Source organism: Alistipes provencensis (genome assembly GCF_900083545.1).
GTDB classification, from domain to species: domain Bacteria; phylum Bacteroidota; class Bacteroidia; order Bacteroidales; family Rikenellaceae; genus Alistipes; species Alistipes provencensis.
The window spans coordinates 395,323-417,718 of record NZ_LT559262.1 but is presented as its reverse complement, the minus strand read 5'-3'; the positions used below and the strand labels follow the sequence as shown (position 1 = coordinate 417,718).

Below are 22,396 nucleotides of genomic sequence, written 5' to 3'. Positions count from 1 at the left end.
TTAAGATGCGGGTTTTAGAGGGCGATGGCAGGCCGGTGGGTTTCAGACCCGGATTTGCGCCCCGCCCGGAAAAAAGAGATAGATTATGAAAATATTGATTGTTGAAGACGAACCCTCCCTGCGGGAGATCATGGCCCGGACGCTGGTCCGCGAGCAATACGTCGTCGAGCAGGCCGCCGATTATGCCGCGGCACTCGACAAGATCGCCGCATACGACTATGACTGCATCCTGCTGGATATCATGCTGCCCGGGGGCAGCGGCCTGCGGCTGCTCGAAGCGCTGAAGCAGCGTCGCAGCCGTGCCGGAGTCATCATCATTTCGGCCCGCGATTCGCTGGACGACAAGATCGAGGGACTGGAACTCGGGGCCGACGACTACCTGCCCAAGCCGTTCCATCTGGCCGAGCTCAGCGCTCGCATCCGCAGTGTCCTGCGGCGCCACCAGCGCGACGGGCACGAGAGCCTCGATGCCGGGAACGTGCGTCTGTGGCCCGACAGCCGCCGCGTCGAGGTGGCAGGCCGCGAGATGGAACTGCTGCGCAAGGAGTACGATATCCTCCACTACTTCATGTCCCGCCCTAACCACACGGTCGACAAGACTGCGCTGGCCGAGGGGGTCTGGGGCGACCATATCGATCAGGCCGACAATTTCGATTTCGTCTATGCGCAGATGAAGAACCTCCGCCGCAAGCTCCACGATGCAGGCGCCGACATCGAGATACGCGCCGTCTACGGCTTCGGCTATAAACTCGTACAGCCATGAAACTCGTCTACCGTATTCTGCTGCACCTGTCGTGGGCCTTGTCGCTGCTGCTGGCGGCGTGGGCCGTGCTGTTTTACGTCACGATGATCGACGAGATCAACGACGAGATGGATGACGCCCTCGAATCGCGCGCCGAGGTGATCCTCACGCGGGTATTGGCGGGCCGGGAGCTTCCGGTTCCGGCTTCCGAGGGCAACAACGCCTATTTTCTCAACGAGGTGTCGGCCGAATATGCCGCCACACAGCCGCGTGAGCGTTATTCCGACGAGGAGATCTTCATTCCCGAGCGGGATGACGAGGAGCCGGCGCGTGTGCTGCGCAAGGTGTTCCACGACCGCGACGGGAAGTGGTACGAGTTGACGGTGATGACGCCCACGATCGAGAAGGACGATCTCCGTGAGGCGATTCTCGGCTGGATCGTCTGCCTCTACCTGTTCCTGCTGCTGCTGATCCTGCTCATTACGGTCGTAGTGCTGTATCGCACGATGCGGCCCCTTTACGCCCTGCTGCGGTGGCTGGACGGCTATACCGTGGGGGCGCAGAATCCGCCGCTGGCTGTCGAGACCTCTGTGAAGGAGTTCCGGAAGTTGAACGATGCCGCACGCCGCTATGCCGAGCGGGCCGAGTCGGTGTTCGAACGGCAGAAGCAGTTCATCGGCAACGCTTCGCACGAGATGCAGACCCCGCTGGCGGTCTGCCGCAACCGGCTCGAAATGCTGGTCGACGATGCGCAGACGCTTTCGGAGGAGCAGTTGGGCGAGATCGCCAAGGTACAGCGGACGCTGGATTACCTCGTGCGGCTCAACCGTTCGCTGCTGTTGCTGTCGAAGATCGACAACGGGCAGTTTCCCGAAGCCGAGGAGGTCGACCTGAATGCACTGGTGCGCCGCACGGCTGAAGACATGGAGGAGATTTACGCCTACCGCGGCATGCGCTTCACACTCACGGACGAAGGGCCGCTGACGGTGCGCATGAACCCCTCGCTGGCCGGAAGCGTGGTCGCCAACCTCGTGAAGAACGCCTTCGTGCACGGTGACGCCGGCGGAGAGATCGCGGTCACGGTGGCGCCGCGCAGGTTCACGGTCTCGAACAGTGGCGCGGGCGGTCCGCTCGACGCCGGGCATATCTTCGACCGCTTCTATCAGGGTGCGAAGAAGGAGGGTTCGACGGGGCTGGGGCTCGCCGTGGTCGATGCCGTGTGCCGTCTCTACGGGGCGAAGATCGCCTACTCCTATATAAACGGGCGGCATTGCTTCACGGTCGATTTTTAGGAAAAAATAGAAAAAAATCCGCTTTTTTCAGATTCGTTTCAGTTTCAGGCCGCAACTTTGCACTATGAAACTTAATTAAAAACACTACGATTATGAAAAAGTTCACGATTATCCTCGCTTCTCTGGCCCTCATGGCCTCCACGCTTACCGCTTTCGCCGGCAACGACCGCATCATCACCGTCGCCGAACTCCCGGCCGTTTCGCAGCAGTTCATCAAGGCCCACTTCGCGGGCGTCGAGGTCTCCTACGCCAAGGTCGACGAGGAGATGTTCGACAAGGACTACAAGGTGGTCTTCGTCAACGGCTCGAAGGTCGAGTTCGCCAAGAACGGACAGTGGACGGATGTCGACTGCAAGTACGGCGAGGTTCCCGCAGCTATTGTTCCGCAGCAGATCCGCGACCATGTGGCCCAGCATTTCGCCGGTCGCAAGATCGTCTCGATCGACCGCGACAAGCGCGGCTACGAGGTGAAGCTCGACAACGGCCTCGAACTGAAATTCGACCTGAAGTTCCGCCTGATCGAAGTCGACGACTGATTTGCATCCAATTGAAAACCATCGACGGCGCCCGGATACGACCCCGGGCGCCGTTTATTCATATTTATAATATCCGGTTATTGATGTATAAAATAATTTGATGGGTATTTTGATACAAATCACAAAAAACTATTGTATATTTGTATCACAAACGATGATAAACCGCAAACTTAAAACAATACAGTTATGTTAAGCAAGAAATTACACGAAGCGATGAACGCTCAGATCAATGCCGAGCTCTGGTCGGCCTATCTTTATCTTTCGATGTCGATGGACGCCGAGGCCAAGGGGCTGAAGGGCGTTGCCAACTGGTTCTTCGTTCAGTTCCAAGAGGAGCAGGACCACGCGCGCATCTTCATGAACTACATCCTCTCGCGTGACGCCGAGGTGAAACTGCTTCCGATCGAAGAGGTACGCACCAAGTGGGCTTCTCCGCTGGAGATGTTTCAGGATACGCTCAAGCACGAGAAAGAGGTTACGGCCATGATCGGCAATCTGGCGGCCATCGCCGCCGAGGACAAGGATTACGCTTCGTCGAACATGCTCGTCTGGTTCGTCGACGAGCAGGTCGAGGAGGAGGAGTCGGCACGCGACATGATCACCGCCTGCGAGGCCGTCGAGGGCAACAAGTTCGGTCTCTACATGCTCGACAAGGAGCTGGCAGCCCGCACTTACACGCAGGCTTCGCCGCTGGCGACCGCCAACGCTTAAACGAAAGTTTTTGTCATAGTTATTTTTAGTGCGTCCGGCCTCCGTGAGGAGGCCGGATTTTTTGTATAGTTCGAATATTTGGCTATCTTTGCAATAGAATATACGATTAAAGGTTAAGACAAACCTTACATCTATTGGTAAACTCGCGACTGCTACATTTAGTAGCAGGTTTATAACATGGTGTGAAATTTGTCTGAAACCTGAGTCTTGTCCCTGCCCGTTCGGGCAGGGGACAGGCTTGGGCGTAAGGGCAACTCACCGTGTTAAGGCTCGCGAGGCCGACCAATAGGGGTTGTACCTGCGTCCTTGCTTTTTATAGGAGGATCGCCCTGCGGGGCGGCGCCGTGAGAACGGACCGGGTACATGACTTGTGCGGAAGGAATGTAACTCGGTCCGGTTTTTTGGAGATTCTTCATGGAATTTCCGGATAAAGCGAAAATGAGGCGTCACTGTTTGTTCGCCGGGCCGGGTTCCTTCCGCACGTTTTTATAGTCCCGTCCGGCGGCTTCGGTTTTGGACGGAATATAGGCTTGGGCGTAAGGGCAACTCACCGTGTAAGGCTCGCGAGGCCGACCGTTGGCAGGTTGTACCTGCGCCCTTGCTTTTTATAGGAAGATCGCCCTGCGGGGCCGCCGTGAGAGCGGGCCGGGTACCTTCCGCACGTTTTTTGTCCCTGCCGGCAGGAATCCGGTCAGACGAGTTCCATGCGCAGGCGCACCATGTGGCGGCATTCGACGCCGTTTTCGAAAATCGGCTCGGGGCTGAATTTCCGAAAATAGTCTTCGTCGATGCCGCAGCGGACGAAGCCGCAGCGTTCGTAGAGGGCGATTTGTCCGAATCCCGAATCGCCCGTGCCGATTTCGAGGCGGTGGAATCCCGCCCGGCGGGCCGTGTCGACGGCGTGGGCGAGCAGGGCGGTGGCGATGCCCTGCCGCTGGCGGTCGGGCACGACGGCGATGTTCACGACCTCGGCCGTGAAGGGACGCGTGTGGATCAGCACATATTGTCCGATGATCCGTTCGCCGTCGTAAGCGGCGTAGCACGTTCCGCGGCCGATGTAGTCGGCTACCGAGGCTTCCACCTCATCGGCCAGCAGCAGCAGTTCCCGCGAAGGGGTTTCCGTTTTGCGGATTTCCATATCAGAAAAGGGATAGGGCGCCTTGGAAGGTCGCCAGTACGACAATGTAACGCACAGTCTTGCCCGCAAGCATCGAACCGCCGGTCAGCCACACGTTGCTGCGCATCAGCCCCAGCACGATGGCGATGGCTTCGCCGATGGTGGGCAGGAACGAGAAGAAGGCCATCAGCGCCCCGCGTCCGGAGAGGAATTTCCGGGCCCGGGCCAACTGGCGCGTCGAGACCCCCAGCCGGGTGATCCACTCGGTCTTGCCCAGCGTCCCGATCCAATAGCAGGTCATGCCGCCGAGCGTATTGCCCAGCGCGGCCGCGACAACGCACCACACGGGATCGAGACCCATGCCGACGAGTACCACCATCACCGCTTCGGAGCTGAACGGCAGGATGCTCCCGGCGATGAGCGCCGAGAGGAAGAGGCCCCAGTAGCCCCAGTCGATGAGAAATTGCGTGATTGCTTCCATGCGTGTCCGCGGGGCCTTTTCGGAGACCCTCCGGACAATGATAACGATTTTTTTCGGTTGCTACATCTCCCCGCCCCAGCCGCGGACGGTGCGGCTCCGCACGTCGACGCCCAGTTCGCGGGCCCGGGCGAGGATGCGCCGCGCGAGGGCCGCTTTCCGGTCGTCGGGGGCATAGCGGAAATAGGCCTCGGCGGCGCGGACGTGTGCCGCGTCGACGAGCGGGAATTCGCGGGTTTCGGGGATTCCGAACGCCGAGGCGGGGAGTTTGCGGCGTTCGTCGGCGGTGAGCCGGTCGGGAGTTTTGGTGGCTGTGGTCATGGCAGGAGCTTTTTCAATCCGGGCGACAAATTCCACGCCAAGTTCCGGGGCGTCCGACCACCGATCGGGTGCTTCGGATGGTATCCCCGCGGGAGGGGCCTCCGGACGCATTGTGCAGATATTTTGAGAGATAATTGGAAAAAAGTGCCGGATTCTTTGGGCTGTCGTGGAATATTTGCGTATATTTGTGCGGGCGGAATAGTTTTTGTTTTGGGCGAAAACTGATAGTCTTGGGTCGGGTTTGGCTGAGCGAAATGGAACAAAACCGGCTTTCTGGGTGAATTATTAATGTCAAATAGTACGCATGATGAAAAAAATCTTCCCGATTTTTGTTTTGTCTTCTGCGATGCTGTTCGGGGCTTGTACCAATGTCGATCCCGTCGGGGACGACACCAAAGGTCCCGGAACGCCGGAAGAACCCGTTGTAACCCCCGAGGCGCCCGTCGTGCCGTCGGATTTCGGATGGTCCGCCGAGGCCGCCGTAGCGCTGACGCTCGAATCGGACGTGCAGACCGTCGTGTCGGTCTATTCGGAGGAGGACTGCAAAGGCAATTCGCTGCTCGTCGAGGACGCGCTGCTCGAGTCGGGCGTGGTCAGCTCTTTCAACCTGTCGGTTCCCGCCGGGGCTGAAAAACTCTATGTGAAATATCCTGCCGCGTCGGGTGCCGACGGCGTCGTTGCGCTGGCGGTGAACGGAGAGGATGTGGATTACAAATTCCCGACCGACATCGTGCGTTCGGTCTATGAGAAGGTGCCCGATTTCCAGTATTACTACAACTCGGGCGTCATCATGGTCGAGGACATGTGGCCCGATTTCGCGGCTTCGGACGCCGATTTCAACGACCTCGTGGTGGAGTACGACCTCAAGACGGTCGAATGCACCACGCCGGGCCTGCGGGCCGGACACGGCTACAAGGAGGGACTTGTCGTCACGCTCGACATCCGCGGTGTCGGCAGCGGCCTGACGCGGAAAGCGGGTCTTCAGCTCGATTTCGACACCTCGCTGATCGAGAGCGTCGAGACCATCGTCTACAAGAAGGAGGGTCAGGGTGTCATCACCGAGATCAAGGGCGGCGACTTCTCGATCGACGTGGACAAGAGCCAGCCGGATAAGGTAATCATCCTCTTCGACGGCGTGGACAAACTGGTCGACGGCGAACATTACCAGACCACCGAGGGCAAGATCGAGGTCGGCAAGCCGATGATCCGGGCCTATATCAAGATTTCGGGAGCCCCCAACCGTTCGGAACTGACCGGCGAGGCCAGCCGCAAACAGGCGCAGGCCTTCCGCGACGTGACCTCCTACCCGCAGAACCACGACTTTTTCATGGTGCTCAAGAGCGGCGTGGAGATTCACCAGAAGGGTTTCGAGCCGACCTCTCATTACAGGAACTACGCGGCCGATTCGAAGGACCTGATGTCATCTGTACCCTATTGCAGCAGGAACAACGACGTTTGGGTGCTGCGTCTTCCCGTCGGAACGCCCCACGTCTACGACCGGGTCAGCATCTTCTCGGCCTATCCCGATCTCAAGGAGTGGATCGAGAGCAACGGCACGCAGAAGCGCGACTGGTATAAGAATTACGACCACAACTTGGTTCCCCGTTACTGGTAGCGGCGGATTGCAAAACAGAAAAGGCCTGCACCGTTCGGTGCAGGCCTTTTCTGTGTCCGGGGACGGCGGTTATCCGATGACGGTCGCCACGATCCTGCGTCCCGAAGCCCGGTTGCGGAATTCGCAGAGGTAGATGCCCTGCCAGATGCCCAGCCCGAGGCGTCCGCCGACGATCGGGAGGGTGAGGCTGACGCCCGTGAGGGTCGATTTGGCGTGTGCCGGCATGTCGTCGTCACCCTCGAGCGTGTGGGCGTAGTAGCTTTCGCGTTCGCGGACCAGCCGGTCGAAGATCGCCGCGAGGTCCTGCTGCACGTCGGGGTCGGCGTTCTCGTTGATCGAAAGTCCCGCCGAGGTGTGCTGGATGAAGAGGTGCAGGAGCCCTGCGTCGGGGAGCGGCGGCAGGTTGCGCACCACCTCGTCGGTGATGAGGTGAAAACCCCGGCTGCGCGGGCGGAGTGTGAACTGTGTCTGGAGGGTCATCGCTTCGGGATGAGTTTGCAGGCGATCAGGCTGTCGACGGCGTAGCGGCCCGGTCCGGCGATCCAGAGCAGGACGAAAGCCGCGAGGTAGAGCATCGCCATTTCGCGGACGGCGAACGGGTCGCCGCTGTGGACCGAGAAAAATGCGATGCACATGGTGAAGATCATCGGCAGGAGTGCCAGCCGGTAGAGCGTCCCGGTGATGAAGCCCAGCGAGCAGACAACCTCGCCGAAGATTGCCAGCACGAGCGATGTCGGGCTGCCTACGCCCAGCGGGTCGGGGAACGTCGCCGAAAGACTCTCGAAATTCTGCCATTTGGCGATGCCGTGGGTCATCAGCAATACGCCGAAGACGATGCGGGCCGCCAGCAGCAGCCACGAGGCCCCGGCGCTGGAGGGCGCAGCGGGGAAAAGAAACCGGAGAATTGCGTTCATGGTCTTTTCTGTTCTTGATGGATACCGCAAATTTAATACCTTCGTTTGGTTCTCCCAAATCGGCAGGCTATCTTTACGGCATGAATTTCAACCGGCATATCACGCAGGCGGAGTTTTCCCGTTTGGCGGAGTTCCTCCGTGCGGAGGGGACCGAACGGAGTTTCTTCCGCGGTGAGTGCCTTGCGGAGCAGGGCCTTCGCTCTCATCGGGCGGGACTGGTCGTGCGGGGCGCGTTCCGCTATGTGCATGCCGATGCCGCGGGCGGGGAGCATGTCGTCGGATATGCCTTTGCGGGGGAGTTCGTCGGCGACTACATTTCGATGCGGGTCGACACCCCTTCGCAGGTGACGATCGGGGCGATGTGCGACGCCGCGGCGCTGGTCATCACGGGCGAACGGCTCGAAACCTTCTATCGTACCGATGCCGCCCACGAACGGCTGGGCCGCACGCTGGCCGAGCACATGCTGGCCGAGGTCTACGAACGGCTGCTGGACCGTTATGCCGCGTCGCCGCAGCAGCGTTACGAAACCCTGTTGGAACGGTGTCCCGACCTGCTGCAACTGGTCTCCCTGCGCGAACTGGCCTCCTATCTGGACGTGCGCCCCGAGACCCTGAGCCGCATCCGCGGTCGGATTCGCTGATTTCTTGATTTCGGTCAATCTTTTTTCCGTTTCCGTTCGTTACATTTGCCCGTATGAAACGGGCTATTGTCATAGGAGCTACCTCCGGTATCGGCCGCGCGGTAGCCGAACGTCTTGCGGCCGACGGATACCGGGTCGGCGTGACCGGGCGGCGCGGGGCGCTGCTGGATGAACTGGCCGCCGCGAATCCCGGCGCCTTTTGCCGCGCCGTGGCCGACGTCACCGATCCGGCGGCTTCGTGCGCCGCATTGGACACCCTCGCCGGGGAGTTGGGCGGTGTGGATTTGTGTGTGGTGAGCGCCGGGGCGGGCGAACTAAATCCCGGACTGGATTATGCGCTGGAAGAGCCGGCCATCCGCACCAACGTCGTGGGCTGGACGGCCGCGGTCGATTGGGCTTACCGCCTTTTCGAACGGCAGGGCGGCGGCCATCTGGTCGTCGTCACCTCGGTCGGCGGACTGCGCGGGGGCGGCGGGGCCCCGGCCTACAACGCTTCGAAAGCCTACCAGATCAACTATGCCGAGGGGCTCCGGCAGAAGGCCGCCAAATCCCCGCTGCCGATCTTCGTGACCGACATCCGTCCGGGATTCGCGGCGACGGAGATGGCCAAGGGCGAAGGGCTGTTCTGGGTGATGCCCGTCGATAAGGTGGCGGACCAGTTGTTGCGTGCCGTGCGGCGGCGCCGTCGTGTGGCGGTCGTCACGCGCCGCTGGCGGATCGTCGCATGGCTGCTCCGACACATGCCCGATCGGATTTACCGTAAAATGGGATAGCGATGAACGGATGGTTTCTCGCGGCAGGGGCCCTGCTCGCCGCCGCCTTTTTCGTCCATGTATTTTCGGGCAACCGCTTCTATTCGGCGGCCCGTCCCGATCGTCCGGACGCCCGTCCCGGGGCTTATGAGGCGTGGCTGATGGGCCGCTGCGGGGTGCAGATGATCTCCGTGGACCTCTTTTTGGCCGCGGCATTCCTGCTCCTGCTGGGAACGGGACTCCTGCCCCGCAATTTCTGGCTCGAGGTGTTCCTGCTGTCGGTCTTCGGCGGCTGGGGGATCTTCTGGCTGGTGTCGCTGGCCTGTGAAAAAGCCGGAGGGCATTATTACCTCCGGCTGTGCCACTGGGTGCTGTTCTTCGTGCTGTTCGGGCTGGTGCTGGGCGGCCTGCTCGGGTAGCCGCTACTGCTCCTCCTCGTAGTAGACCTTGTAGAACTTGCCCTTCTCGTCCTCGCCCTGCTCCAGCAGGCTGCGGTTGCCGTGGACATAGATGTGGAAATTGCGGTCGAGCTTGATGACGCTCTTGTACGACCGCGCCTGCTTCTTCACGGCCGAGTCCGAGATGCCGAACTCGTCCTCGATGCGGATGTCGCGGTCCTGTTCGTACTCCTGTTTGAACCGCGCGAAACTCTCGGCGACCTCCGGCTGGCGGATCACCTTTTCCGAGAACTCGTCGAGCGAGAAGTTGTCCTGCTCCTGAAAGTAGTTGATCGTGTCGTTGAGCATCTCCGCTTGGTCGGCCTTCGAGACGTCGAACTCCTTCGAAAGATGTTTCGTAACGTATTTTTTGCACATCGCCAGCGCGTTGTGCGTATTGTGGTAGTCGTCCTGACGCGGACGCACGCGCAGGAAGTCGTCGATCCAGTAACGGGCTTCGGTGCGGTTGGTGTTGTCGACGATGCAGACCGCAAAGCCCGCTTCGCGCTCTACGTTGAAAATAACGGCCCCTTTGTCCAGCCGCTTGATGTCGATGCCTTCGCGGGCCGCGATGCGGACCCCTTCGGCTTCGTGGCCGACGTCGAGGAACGTGTCGCGCGTTTCGGACTTGAAGAGCCCCAGCGCATCGGTGGGTTCGCCTCCGAAGCGGCAGTCGGAGAAGTAGACCGCATAGAACTCCCCGCTTTTGATCTGGGGATGCATGCCGCTCTCATAGAGGTGTTTCGCAAGGCTCACCGAGTGTTCGTAGAACGCCTCCGGATGGTCGAAGATCCGCCCCGCGAAGTTCCAGACCTCGTTGCATGTCAGGTCGGTTTCGTGGTAGAGGTTGTAGCACTCCTCGGACTTGAACCCGCCGAGGAAATAGGTTGTCAGCGTGCGCATGAGCCCCTCGTCGGCGACCTGCGGCGAGAGATCGGGCGAGACCATGAGCGGTTCGTCCTTCGACTTGTTGCCGACGACATGCACGGCGAGCGTTTCGATACGGGTATCTTCGGAGTAGAGCATTTTGCAGATTTTTTCGGAGCACAAAGATGCGCATTTTTCCCCGATCGGGCAAACAAAAAGGCCGGAATCCCGTTCGCGGGGGTTCCGGCCTTGTGCGGCATCCGAGGTTACTCCTTCGTCATTTTCCGGATCAGCGCGATTTCTTCGGGCTTATAGGGCGTGTAATCGCCGTGGTAGATATCGTGCTGCCATTCCCGGGTGTAGGGCAGGTGTTCGGGACGGTGGCCCCAGCAAAGGTGCGTCTGGGTCTTGCCGTTGACCAGCCCCCACAGCATGCAGCCCGTATGGGTCTCCTTGAAAAAGGGCAGGATGTCCAAAATATTGGACTTTGCCACGCGGTTCATCCACTCCGTGCAGATGGTGGGGCGTCCCAGCGCGAGGTATTCCTTCGTCACCCGTTCGGTTTCTGCTTTGGGGGCGTAGATGTGGAACGTGATGATGTCCGAGTTGGCCGACAGGAAATCGTTGAGCTCCTTGTTGCCGTTCCACATGCCCGAGGTAATGGGCTGTGACGGACCGACCTCGCGGGCCCATGCAAAGACCTTGCGCAGCAGCGGCCAGCTCCGCTCGGGCATCGGGGTGTTGGTCGGCTCGTTGTAGAGGTCCCATACGAAGATGCGGTCGTCGTCCCTGAATTGCGTCATCACCTCCTTGACATATTTCTCCAGCCGGCCGTGTGTGCGTTCGTCGACCACCATCGAGTATCCGGGCGAGGGCGACCATGCCCACGCGTACCATCCCTCGAGCGGTTCGGGCTGCCGGCCGACCGTCGGGTCGGTGTTGACGCCGAAGGCGCAGTCGTCGAAGAAAATGGGCATCACCTTGACGCCGTATTTGTCGCAGATGCCGAGGAACGTGTCGAGGGTGCGGAGGAAATAGGCGGGGTCGTCTTCATAGACAGCATGCTGCATCACCACCCGCGCGCAGTTCATGCCCGTCTCCTTCATCAGCCGCATCTCCCGGTCAATGACCTCGGGCGAGAAGCTCGTCTTGTCCCACATGGCTGTGTAGTTGACGGCGTTTGCCGGAATGTAGTTTACGCCGCAGTACCACGGATTTTTTTCGCCCCAGGCGTTGGCCTTTTCCACGCTCCAGACCTTGCCTTGGGCCGAAGCGGCCGAGAGGCCCGTCAGGGCGGAGAGGCATAAGCAGATCAGTTGTTTTATTTTCATAAGTTCTCGTTTTGGGTTTGTACAAAAATAGGCAAAGCTACGGAGTCGGGACGCTTCGATTCTGTCAGAAAATAACGCTATCCGTGCAAACCGGCTTTCAGGCGCGGGGCAGGTACGACAGCGTTGTTTTCCGACCGGATACGGTCATTTTTGTCGGTCCCGGAACTTTCTACCGGGGTGCGGGTCCCTTGCCCTGACTCTTGGCGAAATCCTTGGGCAGGATGCCGAACTGCTTCTGGAAGCATTTCGAGAAGTAGGAGAGCGAGTTGATCCCGACGAGTATGCAGATCTCGTTGATCCGGTATTCGCCTTCGCGCAGCAGCTCGGCGGCCCGTTTGAGGCGGATGATGCGGATGAAATCGCCGGGCGTCATCGAGGTGACGCCCTTGATCTTGCGGTGCAGGCTCGTACGGCTCATGTTCATCTCGCTGGCCAGATCGTCGACGTTGAAGGCGTTGTCCTCGAGGTTGCGTCGGATGATCTCGGTCAGCCGGTTGAGGAACTCCTCGTCGGCTTTGTTCTGGGCCATCGTGTTGGTGGCGATGTAGGGGCTGTTGGAGAAGTTCTGGCGCAGTTTCATGCGCCCCTCCAGCAGGTTGTTGATTTGCACCAGCAGGTGGGCCATCGAGAAGGGCTTCTCGATGTAGGCGTCGGCGCCACTCTTCAGCCCTTCGATCTTGTTGTTGAGTGTGGCCTTGGCCGTCAGCAGGATGATGGGGATGTGGCACGTCTCGAGGTTCGACTTGATCGAGCGGCACAGTTCGAGGCCGTCCATCACCGGCATCATCACGTCCGAGACGATCAGGCTGACGAGCTCTTCGTCGAGCACTGTCAGCGCCTCCGTGCCGTTGCCGGCCGTCACCACCCGGTATTGTTTGTTCAGTTGCGTGGTCAGGAACGTCCGCAGTTCTTCGTTGTCCTCGACGACCAGCACGGTTTCCCGCGAAGCTGACGGTTCTTCGGCAGCGGGTCCGGCAGCCTCTTCCGCCGCTCCGGTCTCTTCGTACAACTCCTCTGCGGGCTGGGTGCCGATCCCGGCGGGCTGGATATCCGTGGGGATGTTCGTCGGGATTTGCACGACGAAAGTCGTGTCCTTGGCCTGTTCGTCGAGGTAGAGGCGGCCGTTGTGTAGCTGCGTGAGCGACATGGCCAGCGTGAGTCCGATGCCCGAGCCCGGCTGTGCGGGCTGTCCGGGTTTACGAATCTGGAAGAAGGCTTCGAAGATATGCTGCCGCATGTCGGCCGGGATGGGCACGCCGTCGTTGCTCACTGTGATCCGGAACAACTGCTTTTCGGGGTCCTCCGAGAGTGTCGCCCGGATGTAGGTCGAAGCGTATTTGATGGCGTTGGAAAAGAGGTTGCTGCATACCTTGGTCAGCGCCTCTTCGTCGACGAAGGCCCGGACGATGGTAGGAGGACATTCGAGGCTTATTTCCAGCCGCCTCTGCCGCGCCGTGGGTACGAACCGGTTGTAGATGTCCGTGACCAGAGTGTTTATGTCCTTTTCCTTCAGCGAGAGGGTGAAGGCTTCCGATTCGATCTTCCGGAAGTCGAGCAGTTGGTTGACCAGCTCCAGCAGCCGGTCGGCGTTCCGTTCCATTGTCGTGAGGTTCGCTTTCAGCTCCTGTTCGTCGAGCTGGGCGTTCAGGATATAATTGAGCGGTACCTTGATTAAGGTGAGCGGCGTGCGGATTTCGTGCGCGATATCGGTGAAGAAGTCGATCTTGGCTGTGTAAATTTCCTCTTTTTTCTGCTGTTCCTGCTGCGCGCGTTCTTTTTCGAGCTGCCGCTGTTTTTTCTTCAGGTACAGGCGGACGGCGATGAAGATGCCGCTCAGCAGCAGCGCCGTATAGAGCGCATAAGCCCATGCGGTTCGCCACAGGGGTGGAATGACGTTGATCTGGATACGGGTCTCCTCGTCGCTCCATTCGCGCCCGTCCCGGGAGTAGCGGATGCGGAACGCATAGTTGCCCGGGGGGATGCTGTTGTAGGAGATCCGGGTGGCATTGTCCGTGTAGTTCCATTGCTGGTCGACGCCCTCCAGCAGGTAGGCGTAGGTCTCCCCCCCCCGCTGATTTCCGGCACTCGAATAGTTCAGGGCCGAGAATCCGAGGGTGAAGGTGGCCTGTCGGTAGCTCAGGTTGATTGACTTGGCGTAGGGAATGGCCTTGTCCAGAATGTCACCGCCGGCCCGCACTTCGCGGTTGAGGATGTAGAATTCGGTCGGTACGACCCGGTAGGTGTTTCGGTCGTGGCGGAAACTCCCGGGATTGAAGGCGACGAAGCCGTCGATGCTCCCGAACCAGAGCCGTCCGTCCCGGGTCCGGATACCCGAATTGTAGTTGAACTGCCGGCACTGGAGCCCGTCGGAGAGGTTGTACAGCGCCTTGACGGCCATCGTCTCGGGGTCGAAGTCGACCAGCCCGTTGTTGGTGCTCATCCAGAGGTGGCCGCTGTTGTCCTCCAGTATCTTGTAAATGACGTTGCTCGGCAGCCCCTGGCCGGTGGTGACGCGCGTAAAGGTCTCGTTGACCTCGTTGTAAAGGCAGAACCCGCCGTCCTCGGAGGCGAACCAGAGCCGCCGTTTGCTGTCCTCGAAGGCGCAGGTGATGCGGTCGTAGCAGAGCGAGGTGGGGTTGTTCGGGTCGTGACGGAAGTCCCGGATTGCATCGCTCCCGGGATCGTAACGAATGACCCCCTTATTGAAGGTCGTGAACCAGATGTAGCCGTTGCTGTCCTCGAGGATGTCGCTGATGAACGAGGCGCTGATGCGGTCGAAGATGCGGAATCCGTCGATCTCGGGCACATAGACCGAGACGCCGCTCGAGGAGCCGATCCACGTTGTGTTGCGGCGGTCGGTGTAGATGGCGAAGATATCGTTGTTCACGAGCGAGTTCGGCCGGTCGCTTTTTTCGTAGTGACGCCGCTGCCGGGTTTTCAGGTCCAGCACGTCGATGCCCTTGCTGAATGTCCCGACCCACAGTTTGTCGCGGGAGAGATTCAGGCACTGGATGTTGCTGTACGAGATGTTCAGCGGGGCGCTGTGGGGCGAGACATGTGTGAAGCTGTCCTTGGCGACGTCGTAGTAGTTGAGCCCGTTGTCCTCGGTGGCGATCCACAGGTTGCCCCGCTCGTCGGCCACGAAAGTCCGAATGCGGCAGCCGTTGACCGAGTTCTTGTAGGCGATGGGATAGAACGACTTGAAGAACGCGTGCTGCCGGGGGATGTAGTCCACACCCCCGAAGTAGCTTCCGATCCATACGCCGCCCTCGCGGTCCCTGAAAATGGCATAGATGGCGTTGTCGGAAAGCGACTGGTCGTTGAACTCTTCGTGCGTGAGGTGCTGCTGCACCCGATCGTCCTTCAGAATGTAGATGCCGCTCTCGGTCCCGACCCAGTATTCCGATTTCGAGATAGGCTCGACGACCCGGACATAGACGTCCGAAGATTCGTCGAGGGAGAGTTTTTTTGACTCACCCGTCTGCCGGTTCAACCGGTAGAGCCCTTTGTTGATAGTCCCCACCAGCAGACTGTTGTCGCGGCCGCCGCAGATATCCGTTGGCGTGGGTCCGACCGGTCCGACGAAGGCGACCCGACCGGTCTCGGGGTTGTAGCTGAACAGACCGCTGCCCGGAAATCCGACGTAAGTCAGGCCGTTGGTGGTGTCCACATAGAATGCGGAGGGATTGGACAGAGCGTGTTCCCTGAATTTCTCGTTCAGGAGCTCCAGCCGTTCCGTTTTCGGTTCGTAGAGGAGCAGGTTCGGGCCAGCCAGTATCCATGCCCGGTTTTGTCCGTCGATCGCGATCTTGTTGACTGCGATCCTGATGCCGAATCCCTCCTCTGTCCGGGCGTCGAAAAACGAGAACCGCTCGGTGAAGGGATCGTAGAGGTTGACGCCCTTGTCGGTCGCGATCCAGAGGTTGTGGTTCAGGTCCTCGGCGAGGTCGTAAATCATGCTGTTCTTCAGGTCGCAGGGCGAATCGCCGCGCTGGAAAATCTTGAAATCATGGCCGTCGAAGCGGTTGAGGCCGTTCTTGGTGCCGATCCAGATGAAGCCCCTGCTGTCTTGGAAAATGCTCGTGACCGTATTGTGCGAAAGCCGCGAATTGATGTCGTAGTGCTTGAAATAATAAGGCGTTGCCTGTGCGAATGCCTGTCCGCCGGCGAACAGGAAAAACAGGACAAGGGCGAGAAATCTTTTCATAGGAATAGCTTTGGGTCAGATAAATATAGGTAAATTTTGACAAGGATACTCCGTTCGAGTCCCGAAAAAAGCCCCCAGAGGGACATTTTGGCAAAATGGTGCTAAAACTGGCAAAATCGTGTTCTTTTATAAAGGGTGTATTCGGGGGTAAAAGAAGATAATGGCAGAACCGAGCTATTTTTGGGTTGAGTTGGGGCACCATCCGGACGCGTTGACAGTTAATTTTGTTATTGTAAAAAGACTAACCTAATCAATATGCTTATGACTGAAACATTCAAAAAATTGGAATCGTTGGCCGCATGGGTTTTTCTGCTGGCCGGCGTTTTGTTTTTTGCGGCCTGTTCGGGTGACGACCCGGTTTCGGGCGACGATGAGGATCCGGACCCCGATCCGGGGCCGGCGAAGTCGTACTACTTCAATCCTGTCATCCGCCGGGATGCTCCCGACCCGACCGTTCTCCGGGCACAGGACGGCATGTTCTATCTCTACAGCACGAACAGCAGTGCCGGATCGATCCCGATTTACCGTTCGGCAGACTTGGTGAACTGGGATCTTGTAGGTGCGGTGTTCAACTCTGAAACCTATCCGCAGGAACCTGCCGGTGCGCAGCTCTGGGCACCCGAGGCCCGTTACATGAACGGTAAGTATGTCGTTTTCTACTCGATGGCCCGCATGAATGAACCGGCGTTCAGTACTATCGGTTACGCCGTGTCGGACCGTCCGGATGGCGGCTTTGTGCACACGGGCATCATCGGCAACAGCGCTTCGCTGGATGTACGCGATGCGATTGACCCGTTCCTCTTCGAAGAGAACGGTGTCTGGTATTTCCTTACGGGCAGCTTCAGCCAGATAAAGATGTATGAACTGGATGTTGCCGACGACTTGAGTTCGATGACCCCCATCCTCTCCACCAAGAAGCATGTGGCGGGCGGCGGCTCTTGGGGCTGGTTCGAGGCTTCGTCCATCTACAAGCACGACGGCTACTACTATTATATAGCTTCGATCGGCGGTTTCTCTTTCGGCAGCGGTTACACGACCGTCATGGCGCGCTCGACGAGTCTGCGCGGTCCCTATATGACTCGTGATGGCCGCCGGATGACGGATAATGCCTATGAGGTGATGATTTCAGGTGACGGCGTCCGCTTCTCGGATACCGGACACAACTCGCAGTTGCTTGAGGATGACGCAGGCAATGTCTGGATTATTTACCACGGTTACCAGATTGCCAATACGGGCTTGGGGCGCTGTATCTTCCTCGACCGCGTCTATTGGGACGAGGATGGCTGGCCCTATGTGAAGGGCGGGCATGCTTCGACATCGGCCGAGGCTCCGGTGATTATCAAATAGTGCTAACCTAAAACACCTAATATATTATGAGAAAAGTTTTATCCGTGCTTCTTCTGTTTGCGGGAATGGTCGCCACGTCCTGTGAGGAGGAAAAGGACCTGACCTCCGGACTGGAGCCGATGGTGGTCAAGCTGGCCCTGTCGCAGACCGGAGAACAATATGTCGATCTGGTGGATGATACGCCTTCCTATTCGTTCAATGTCGAGAAGAATTATCCGATCTATGCGACGACGGCGAACCTGATCGTGATGACCGCGGACGAGTTGGGCGAAAACTTCACGCCGCTGGCCGAGGACCAGTACGAGATTGCGAGCCCGCAGGTGGACATCGCCGACTCGGAGCGAGAACATGAGGTGACGGTTTCGTTCAAGAACGTGACGAGTCTCGATCCCGACCTGACCTATGCCCTTGGTCTGAAACTGGAGTCCGGCTCCAAGAAAGTCGAGGTCAACAAGGCCCGGAGTTCGATCATCGTGGCTATCAAGCTGGGCCCGGAGGGTACGCTGGGCAATCCGTTCGTGCTCTCGACGAAAGAGGACCTCCTCGCCATGAAGGAGAAGTGCAACGTCTACTCCGCCGAGAACCGCAATCCGGCGACCGCTTATTTCCGGATGGCCAATGACATCGACATGTCCGGAGTAGACTGGAGTCCGCTGGACGACAACGGGACCCGCCCGATCCATTTCGACGGAGGTAACCATACGATTAAGAATTTTTCCTGCATCAAGCGGGCCGGCGGACCAAGTTTTTTCGGCTGCCTGTGGGGGACGGTCGAGAACCTCAAGTTTGAGAACGCTACGATCGAGGCTGTGAACGAGAAGGCCGGCGTCGTGGCCGCAGCGGTCGGACTTGTCGGATGGGGACACACTACCGCCCATGCAGGTGTCCTGCGCAACGTACATGTGCTGTCGGGTACGGTGACCCATACAGCCCAGCAAGACTGGATCGGATGGACCGGGCAGGCAGGCGGATTGTGCGGCGAACTGGTTTACCCGGGCAGTCTGATTACGGAATGCTCGGCCAACGTCGACGTGTCGAGCAACTATGCGGCCGGCGGTCTGGTCGGTCAGGTCAACAACGCCATGGGTGTCGAGAAGAGTTTTGCCACCGGGAAGGTCTCCTGCGCGGCGACCCTCGCCACGACAGCTCCCGGGAACATCCTGAACGGCTTCCTCGATCCTTCGCATCATAATTTCAACGGCAAGTGGGGTTATGCAGGAGGTCTGATCGGGCTGGTTTACAAAACCCCCGTGTCGAACTGCTACTCGACGGGCGAGGTAGTCAACACCGACCCGGACCGCGGCATGGCCGGCGGTCTGGTGGGAGCGGTCCACCAGTATGCCGACGAGGTGATCAACTGTTATACGACCTCCGTGGTGACGGCGCGCGTGAACGGCGGCGGCATTGCCGGCGGCAGCACTTTCTTCGACAGTTGGAACAACTACATTATGAGTTGTATCGCTTGGAATCCTTCGGTGACGACCCTCGGTGACGATCCCAACAGCGGACGCGTCTGCGGTTTCATGCAGACCAATTCCGCTTGGGGTGCGAATTGCTATGCCCGGGCCGACATGGTGGTGACGCTCAACGGACAGGTAGTCCAGAAAACCGAGCAGGCTGACCTCATCACCTCGGGCGGACCCCGGATTTATGAGGGACGGAATGCTTCGAACCTCGTTACGACGGCCCGCGACGTGCTGAAGTGGAGTCCGGCTATCTGGGATTTCTCGGGCGAGCGGCCCGTGCTCCGTTGGGAAAAAGAGCGGAATGAAGCCCAATAGGCGACCGAAGCCAACAGAATAGTTAACCTTAAACTTTTACAGATGGAAAATTTTAATTCATATATACGTCGCTGGTGGGCGTTGCTGACGCTTCTGCTGCTCGCCGCCGTTCCGGCTTCGGCACAGGAACGGGCTGTCGACGGTGTGGTTTGCGATGCTGCCGGCGTACCTCTGACCGGTGTTACCGTCATTGTCAAAGAGAACAGCGCGGTTGGTACGATAACCAGCTCCGAGGGCAGGTTCCGCCTGAACGTGGCGGACAACGCGACGCTGGTCTTCTCCTACGTCGGCTATGCGACCGTCGAGCGGAAGGTACTGGCGGGCGAGAGTTTCATGCGCATCACCCTGCAGGACGATTCGAAACTGGTGGACGAGATCGTCGTCGTGGGTTACGGAACCAAGCGCAAGGGTGGTGTGAGTGCTGCCGTGAGCAGCATCAACAGCGACGATATCGTGCGTTCGACCTCTTCGACGACCGCCGGCGCCATCGTCGGCAAGATCGCCGGTATCACCGCCCGCCAAAAATCCGGCGAGCCGGGAGCCAGTGCGAACCTTCAGATCCGCAACATGGGTGCGCCGCTGTACGTCATCGACGGTATCATGACCGATGCGGGGTCGTTCAACAACCTCGACATCAACGATATCGAAAATATTTCGGTCCTGAAGGACGGAGCCGCTGCCATCTACGGTATGAAGGCTGCCAACGGCGTCATCCTTGTGACGACGAAGTCGGGCGGCAAGAATACGGCGCCCACCGTTTCGCTCAACGCCTACATGGGCTGGCAGCAGTGGACCACCTATCCCGAACTGATGAACGCCTACGAGTACAACTACGCGCAGGCCATGCAGAAGGTCAACCGTGGTGTCATGACCGATCCTTCGGAGCTGGCTTACCTGCGTGTGGAGCTGGAGAAGTGGAAAGAGGGGCGTTACAATCCCGCCACGGGCGAGGACTACCGCAGTTTCGACTGGTATGATAACTACATCGACAATGCTGCCCCGCAGTACTATGTGAACGCCAGTATTTCGGGCGGCGGCGAGAAGACCTCCTACTATGTGTCGGCTTCGTACATCGATCAGGACGCCGTCTTCAAGGACTACAATTTCAACCGTGTCAACCTGCAGGGTAATTTCAGCATGCAGATGACCAAAAGGCTGAAGATAGGCTATCAGATGTCGGCCAAGATCGAGGACAACAACGGTCCGGCCCTGACCCCGATCGACGCTGCGGCGGGCGGTTACCAGTTGGTTCGCAACTCGCTGTTCGGCCTGCTGCCGACCTACCGTCCCTATGCCAACGACAATCCGAATTACCTGAACTACCTCGTGGCGCACGACTCGCGCAATATGGCCGCCATGGATAAGGCGCACGCCGGCGAATACGACAACAAGTGGCGGACCATCCGCAACACCCTCACGGCGGATTACGAAACGCCGCTCGAAGGTCTGAGCGCCAAGGCGTTGTTCTCCTACTTTTTCGCCAACAACAACCAGAACCGCAACGAGAAGGGCTACAAGGAGTATACCTATAACCGGGCGACGGACAGCTATGTGGTGATGTACGACAAGGCTGCGGCCGGAGGCGCCAACCGCAGCCGCACGCGCGACAACTACTACGACGTCAACGGCCAGTTCCTGCTGAATTTCGACCGCACGTTCGCCGGCAAGCACAACGTGACGGCCACGGCCGGTTTCGAGTTCTTTCAGCGTCAGCAAAACTACCTCTATGTCAAGCAGTCACCGGTTGATAATCCTTTTGTCGACTTGGTTTCCACAAGCGAGAACAACACCGTCGACGAGCGGAAGATACAGAATTCCACGGCCAGTATGATCTTCCGTGCCGGTTACAACTACGACCAGAAGTACATCATCGACTTTTCGGGGCGTTACGACGGTTCGTGGCGTTTCCCGAAGGGCAAGCGCTGGGCCTTCTTTCCGTCGGTTTCCGCCGCTTGGCGCATCTCCGAGGAGTCGTTCTTCAAGGATTCGCGCGTTGCCGAGTGGCTCACCAACGTCAAACTGCGCTTCTCCTACGGTGAGGTCGGCGACGACGGGTTGGGCAGCCTCTATCCCGACTATGCCTTCATGACGGGCTACAACTACAAACAGGGCAGCTCCTACATTCCGTCCGACCCCTTCTCGTCGACCGACAACTCGGCGATCGTGGGTACGAAGGTCAAGGGAACTCCCATCACCACGCTGACGTGGATGACGAGCGTCATCATGGACCTCGGCGTCGAACTGGGCTTCCTGAACAACCGGCTGAATTTCGAGTTCGACCTCTTCAAGCGCAAGCGCGACGGCATCGCGGCTTATCCCGACGACGTCAACTTCCCCTACGAGAGCGGTCTGAGCGCCCTGCCGCAGAACCTCAATTCCGATATGAATGAGGGTCTCGACGTTTCGCTGAAGTGGGCCGACAAAGCCGGTGACATCAGCTATTTCGTGGGTGGTAACATGACGCTGGCCCGCCGCAAGAACGGCAAGATTTACGGCGAAAAGTTCTTTAACGCCTATGACAAATACTGGTTCGGACAGAGCGACCGTTGGGCCAACGTGGTGAACGGCAATGCTTGGATGTACGACGTGGTCGGCGTGTTCCAGACTCAGGAGGAGATCGACAACTATCCGGTCAACATCGACGGGCGCAACAACACGACGCTGCTGCCGGGCGACCTGATCTTCCGCGACTACAACGGTGACGGCGTCATCAACGACTACGACCGCCGTCCGCTGGGCTATGCCGGTTCCGACTACCCCTACAACGACGGTCAGGGCAACAAGAATCCCCTGCTGTCGCTGGGCTTCTCGTTCGGACTGGACTGGAAGGGCATCGACTTCGCGGCCGATTTCGCCGGAGGCTTCATGAATACATGGTGCCCCGAGTGGTTCACCATCTGGGGCAGCGGCGTACAGCATGTGGCCAACGGCTTCAAGTACAACACGCTGGACGTGTGGCACCACGAGAACATCCTCGACCCTACGTCGCCATGGGTTCCCGGCAAGTTCCCCGCGTTCCGCGGTCCGGACAACCCGTCGACGTGGCGTACGAACAACTTCTACAACAAGAATGTGCGCTATCTGCGTCTGCGCAACCTCGTGCTGGGCTATACGCTTCCGACGAAGTGGACGAAGAAGGCCTTGATCCAGAAGTGCCGCTTCTACGTCGAGGGAACGAACCTCTTCTCGTTCGACAACCTGAAGGATTACGGTGTCGACCCGGAGGTTTCGGGTGTTCAGGGCGCCGATTACCCCCAGCACCGGGTGTACACGGTGGGCGTTAACATAACCTTTTAACAGAATTAGC

At 59.0% G+C, this 22,396-nt stretch carries 19 protein-coding genes; 11 read left to right on the top strand and 8 right to left on the bottom strand.

Annotated elements, in window-relative coordinates; translation table 11 throughout:
* Nucleotides 1–85: 85 nt before the first annotated feature.
* The 4 genes from BN5935_RS01785 (at nt 86) to BN5935_RS01770 (ending at nt 3,281) form a co-directional block, all read left to right on the top strand.
* Nucleotides 86–763 carry a response regulator transcription factor gene (locus BN5935_RS01785; protein ID WP_064974578.1) on the top strand — a complete coding sequence of 226 codons (678 nt, stop codon included), beginning with the start codon at nt 86–88 and terminating at the stop codon, nt 761–763.
* Complete coding sequence (locus tag BN5935_RS01780; protein WP_064974577.1) at nt 760–2,034, top strand: sensor histidine kinase; 1,275 nt, start codon at nt 760–762, stop codon at nt 2,032–2,034. The genes BN5935_RS01785 and BN5935_RS01780 overlap by 4 nt, the downstream gene beginning before the upstream one ends.
* A 92-nt stretch (nt 2,035–2,126) precedes the next feature.
* A complete protein-coding gene (locus BN5935_RS01775) occupies nt 2,127–2,570 on the top strand; it encodes a PepSY-like domain-containing protein (protein WP_064974576.1) in 444 nt (147 codons plus the stop codon).
* A 186-nt stretch (nt 2,571–2,756) separates the two neighbouring features.
* The gene (locus tag BN5935_RS01770) at nt 2,757–3,281 is read left to right on the top strand and encodes a ferritin (protein WP_204244877.1); all 525 of its coding nucleotides are present in this window, start codon (nt 2,757–2,759) and stop codon (nt 3,279–3,281) included.
* Between the two features lie 691 nt (nt 3,282–3,972).
* Here the strand turns inward: BN5935_RS01770 and BN5935_RS01765 are convergent.
* Genes BN5935_RS01765 through BN5935_RS01755 form a run of 3 tightly spaced genes read right to left on the bottom strand, consistent with a single transcriptional unit; the run spans nt 3,973 to nt 5,197 of the window.
* Nucleotides 3,973–4,419, bottom strand: coding sequence for a GNAT family N-acetyltransferase (locus BN5935_RS01765; RefSeq protein ID WP_064974575.1), 447 nt, complete (start codon nt 4,417–4,419; stop codon nt 3,973–3,975).
* 1 nt (nt 4,420) lies between these two features.
* Nucleotides 4,421–4,879, bottom strand: coding sequence for a YqaA family protein (locus BN5935_RS01760; protein WP_064974574.1), 459 nt, complete (start codon nt 4,877–4,879; stop codon nt 4,421–4,423).
* 60 nt (nt 4,880–4,939) lie between these two features.
* Entirely contained in the window at nt 4,940–5,197 is a 258-nt protein-coding gene (locus BN5935_RS01755) for a hypothetical protein (protein ID WP_064974573.1), read from the bottom strand.
* 307 nt (nt 5,198–5,504) lie between these two features.
* Here BN5935_RS01755 and BN5935_RS01750 point away from each other — a divergent pair, with 307 nt between their 5' ends.
* Nucleotides 5,505–6,812 (top strand): LruC domain-containing protein, encoded by a 1,308-nt coding sequence (locus BN5935_RS01750; protein ID WP_162272051.1) that lies wholly within the window; start codon nt 5,505–5,507, stop codon nt 6,810–6,812.
* A gap of 69 nt (nt 6,813–6,881) precedes the next feature.
* Here BN5935_RS01750 and BN5935_RS01745 read toward each other — a convergent pair whose 3' ends face one another.
* Nucleotides 6,882–7,292, bottom strand: a complete 411-nt coding sequence (locus BN5935_RS01745; RefSeq protein WP_064974571.1) for a secondary thiamine-phosphate synthase enzyme YjbQ — start codon at nt 7,290–7,292, stop codon at nt 6,882–6,884.
* Entirely contained in the window at nt 7,289–7,726 is a 438-nt protein-coding gene (locus tag BN5935_RS01740; protein ID WP_064974570.1) for a DoxX family protein, read from the bottom strand. The genes BN5935_RS01745 and BN5935_RS01740 overlap by 4 nt, the downstream gene beginning before the upstream one ends.
* A gap of 80 nt (nt 7,727–7,806) precedes the next feature.
* Here BN5935_RS01740 and BN5935_RS01735 point away from each other — a divergent pair, with 80 nt between their 5' ends.
* The 3 genes from BN5935_RS01735 to BN5935_RS01725 are packed head-to-tail and all read left to right on the top strand — an operon-like array spanning nt 7,807 to nt 9,538.
* Nucleotides 7,807–8,367, top strand: coding sequence for a Crp/Fnr family transcriptional regulator (locus BN5935_RS01735; protein ID WP_064974569.1), 561 nt, complete (start codon nt 7,807–7,809; stop codon nt 8,365–8,367).
* A 53-nt stretch (nt 8,368–8,420) separates the two neighbouring features.
* Entirely contained in the window at nt 8,421–9,140 is a 720-nt protein-coding gene (locus BN5935_RS01730; RefSeq protein WP_064974568.1) for an SDR family NAD(P)-dependent oxidoreductase, read from the top strand.
* A gap of 2 nt (nt 9,141–9,142) precedes the next feature.
* Nucleotides 9,143–9,538: a hypothetical protein gene (locus BN5935_RS01725; protein ID WP_064974567.1), complete on the top strand. Its 396-nt coding sequence runs from the start codon at nt 9,143–9,145 to the stop codon at nt 9,536–9,538.
* A gap of 3 nt (nt 9,539–9,541) precedes the next feature.
* On the opposite strand, the gene BN5935_RS01720 is transcribed toward BN5935_RS01725, so the two are convergent.
* The 3 genes from BN5935_RS01720 to BN5935_RS01710 form a co-directional block, all read right to left on the bottom strand.
* Nucleotides 9,542–10,582 (bottom strand): nucleoid-associated protein, encoded by a 1,041-nt coding sequence (locus tag BN5935_RS01720; RefSeq protein ID WP_064976796.1) that lies wholly within the window; start codon nt 10,580–10,582, stop codon nt 9,542–9,544.
* A gap of 107 nt (nt 10,583–10,689) precedes the next feature.
* Nucleotides 10,690–11,754 carry a glycoside hydrolase 5 family protein gene (locus BN5935_RS01715; protein ID WP_064974566.1) on the bottom strand — a complete coding sequence of 355 codons (1,065 nt, stop codon included), beginning with the start codon at nt 11,752–11,754 and terminating at the stop codon, nt 10,690–10,692.
* A 169-nt stretch (nt 11,755–11,923) separates the two neighbouring features.
* Nucleotides 11,924–15,961 carry a two-component regulator propeller domain-containing protein gene (locus BN5935_RS01710; protein ID WP_064974565.1) on the bottom strand — a complete coding sequence of 1,346 codons (4,038 nt, stop codon included), beginning with the start codon at nt 15,959–15,961 and terminating at the stop codon, nt 11,924–11,926.
* A gap of 261 nt (nt 15,962–16,222) precedes the next feature.
* Between BN5935_RS01710 and BN5935_RS01705 the strand changes: the two genes are divergently transcribed.
* From BN5935_RS01705 to BN5935_RS01695, 3 genes are read left to right on the top strand one after another with little or no spacing between them, the layout of a single operon-like run.
* Nucleotides 16,223–17,308 (top strand): family 43 glycosylhydrolase, encoded by a 1,086-nt coding sequence (locus BN5935_RS01705; RefSeq protein ID WP_162272050.1) that lies wholly within the window; start codon nt 16,223–16,225, stop codon nt 17,306–17,308.
* 26 nt (nt 17,309–17,334) lie between these two features.
* Entirely contained in the window at nt 17,335–19,089 is a 1,755-nt protein-coding gene (locus BN5935_RS01700) for a DUF1735 domain-containing protein (RefSeq protein ID WP_147625749.1), read from the top strand.
* A gap of 42 nt (nt 19,090–19,131) precedes the next feature.
* Nucleotides 19,132–22,386: a SusC/RagA family TonB-linked outer membrane protein gene (locus BN5935_RS01695; RefSeq protein ID WP_064974563.1), complete on the top strand. Its 3,255-nt coding sequence runs from the start codon at nt 19,132–19,134 to the stop codon at nt 22,384–22,386.
* Nucleotides 22,387–22,396: the final 10 nt, after the last annotated feature.

Bases quoted from the DNA above. Each gene is read 5' to 3' on its own strand.
- BN5935_RS01785 (WP_064974578.1), top strand. From the start codon at position 86: ATGAAAATATTGATTGTTGAAGACGAACCCTCCCTGCGGGAGATCATG.
- BN5935_RS01780 (WP_064974577.1), top strand. From the start codon at position 760: ATGAAACTCGTCTACCGTATTCTGCTGCACCTGTCGTGGGCCTTGTCG.
- BN5935_RS01775 (WP_064974576.1), top strand. From the start codon at position 2,127: ATGAAAAAGTTCACGATTATCCTCGCTTCTCTGGCCCTCATGGCCTCC.
- BN5935_RS01770 (WP_204244877.1), top strand. From the start codon at position 2,757: ATGTTAAGCAAGAAATTACACGAAGCGATGAACGCTCAGATCAATGCC.
- BN5935_RS01765 (WP_064974575.1), bottom strand. From the start codon at position 4,419: ATGGAAATCCGCAAAACGGAAACCCCTTCGCGGGAACTGCTGCTGCTG.
- BN5935_RS01760 (WP_064974574.1), bottom strand. From the start codon at position 4,879: ATGGAAGCAATCACGCAATTTCTCATCGACTGGGGCTACTGGGGCCTC.
- BN5935_RS01755 (WP_064974573.1), bottom strand. From the start codon at position 5,197: ATGACCACAGCCACCAAAACTCCCGACCGGCTCACCGCCGACGAACGC.
- BN5935_RS01750 (WP_162272051.1), top strand. From the start codon at position 5,505: ATGAAAAAAATCTTCCCGATTTTTGTTTTGTCTTCTGCGATGCTGTTC.
- BN5935_RS01745 (WP_064974571.1), bottom strand. From the start codon at position 7,292: ATGACCCTCCAGACACAGTTCACACTCCGCCCGCGCAGCCGGGGTTTT.
- BN5935_RS01740 (WP_064974570.1), bottom strand. From the start codon at position 7,726: ATGAACGCAATTCTCCGGTTTCTTTTCCCCGCTGCGCCCTCCAGCGCC.
- BN5935_RS01735 (WP_064974569.1), top strand. From the start codon at position 7,807: ATGAATTTCAACCGGCATATCACGCAGGCGGAGTTTTCCCGTTTGGCG.
- BN5935_RS01730 (WP_064974568.1), top strand. From the start codon at position 8,421: ATGAAACGGGCTATTGTCATAGGAGCTACCTCCGGTATCGGCCGCGCG.
- BN5935_RS01725 (WP_064974567.1), top strand. From the start codon at position 9,143: ATGAACGGATGGTTTCTCGCGGCAGGGGCCCTGCTCGCCGCCGCCTTT.
- BN5935_RS01720 (WP_064976796.1), bottom strand. From the start codon at position 10,582: ATGCTCTACTCCGAAGATACCCGTATCGAAACGCTCGCCGTGCATGTC.
- BN5935_RS01715 (WP_064974566.1), bottom strand. From the start codon at position 11,754: ATGAAAATAAAACAACTGATCTGCTTATGCCTCTCCGCCCTGACGGGC.
- BN5935_RS01710 (WP_064974565.1), bottom strand. From the start codon at position 15,961: ATGAAAAGATTTCTCGCCCTTGTCCTGTTTTTCCTGTTCGCCGGCGGA.
- BN5935_RS01705 (WP_162272050.1), top strand. From the start codon at position 16,223: ATGACTGAAACATTCAAAAAATTGGAATCGTTGGCCGCATGGGTTTTT.
- BN5935_RS01700 (WP_147625749.1), top strand. From the start codon at position 17,335: ATGAGAAAAGTTTTATCCGTGCTTCTTCTGTTTGCGGGAATGGTCGCC.
- BN5935_RS01695 (WP_064974563.1), top strand. From the start codon at position 19,132: ATGGAAAATTTTAATTCATATATACGTCGCTGGTGGGCGTTGCTGACG.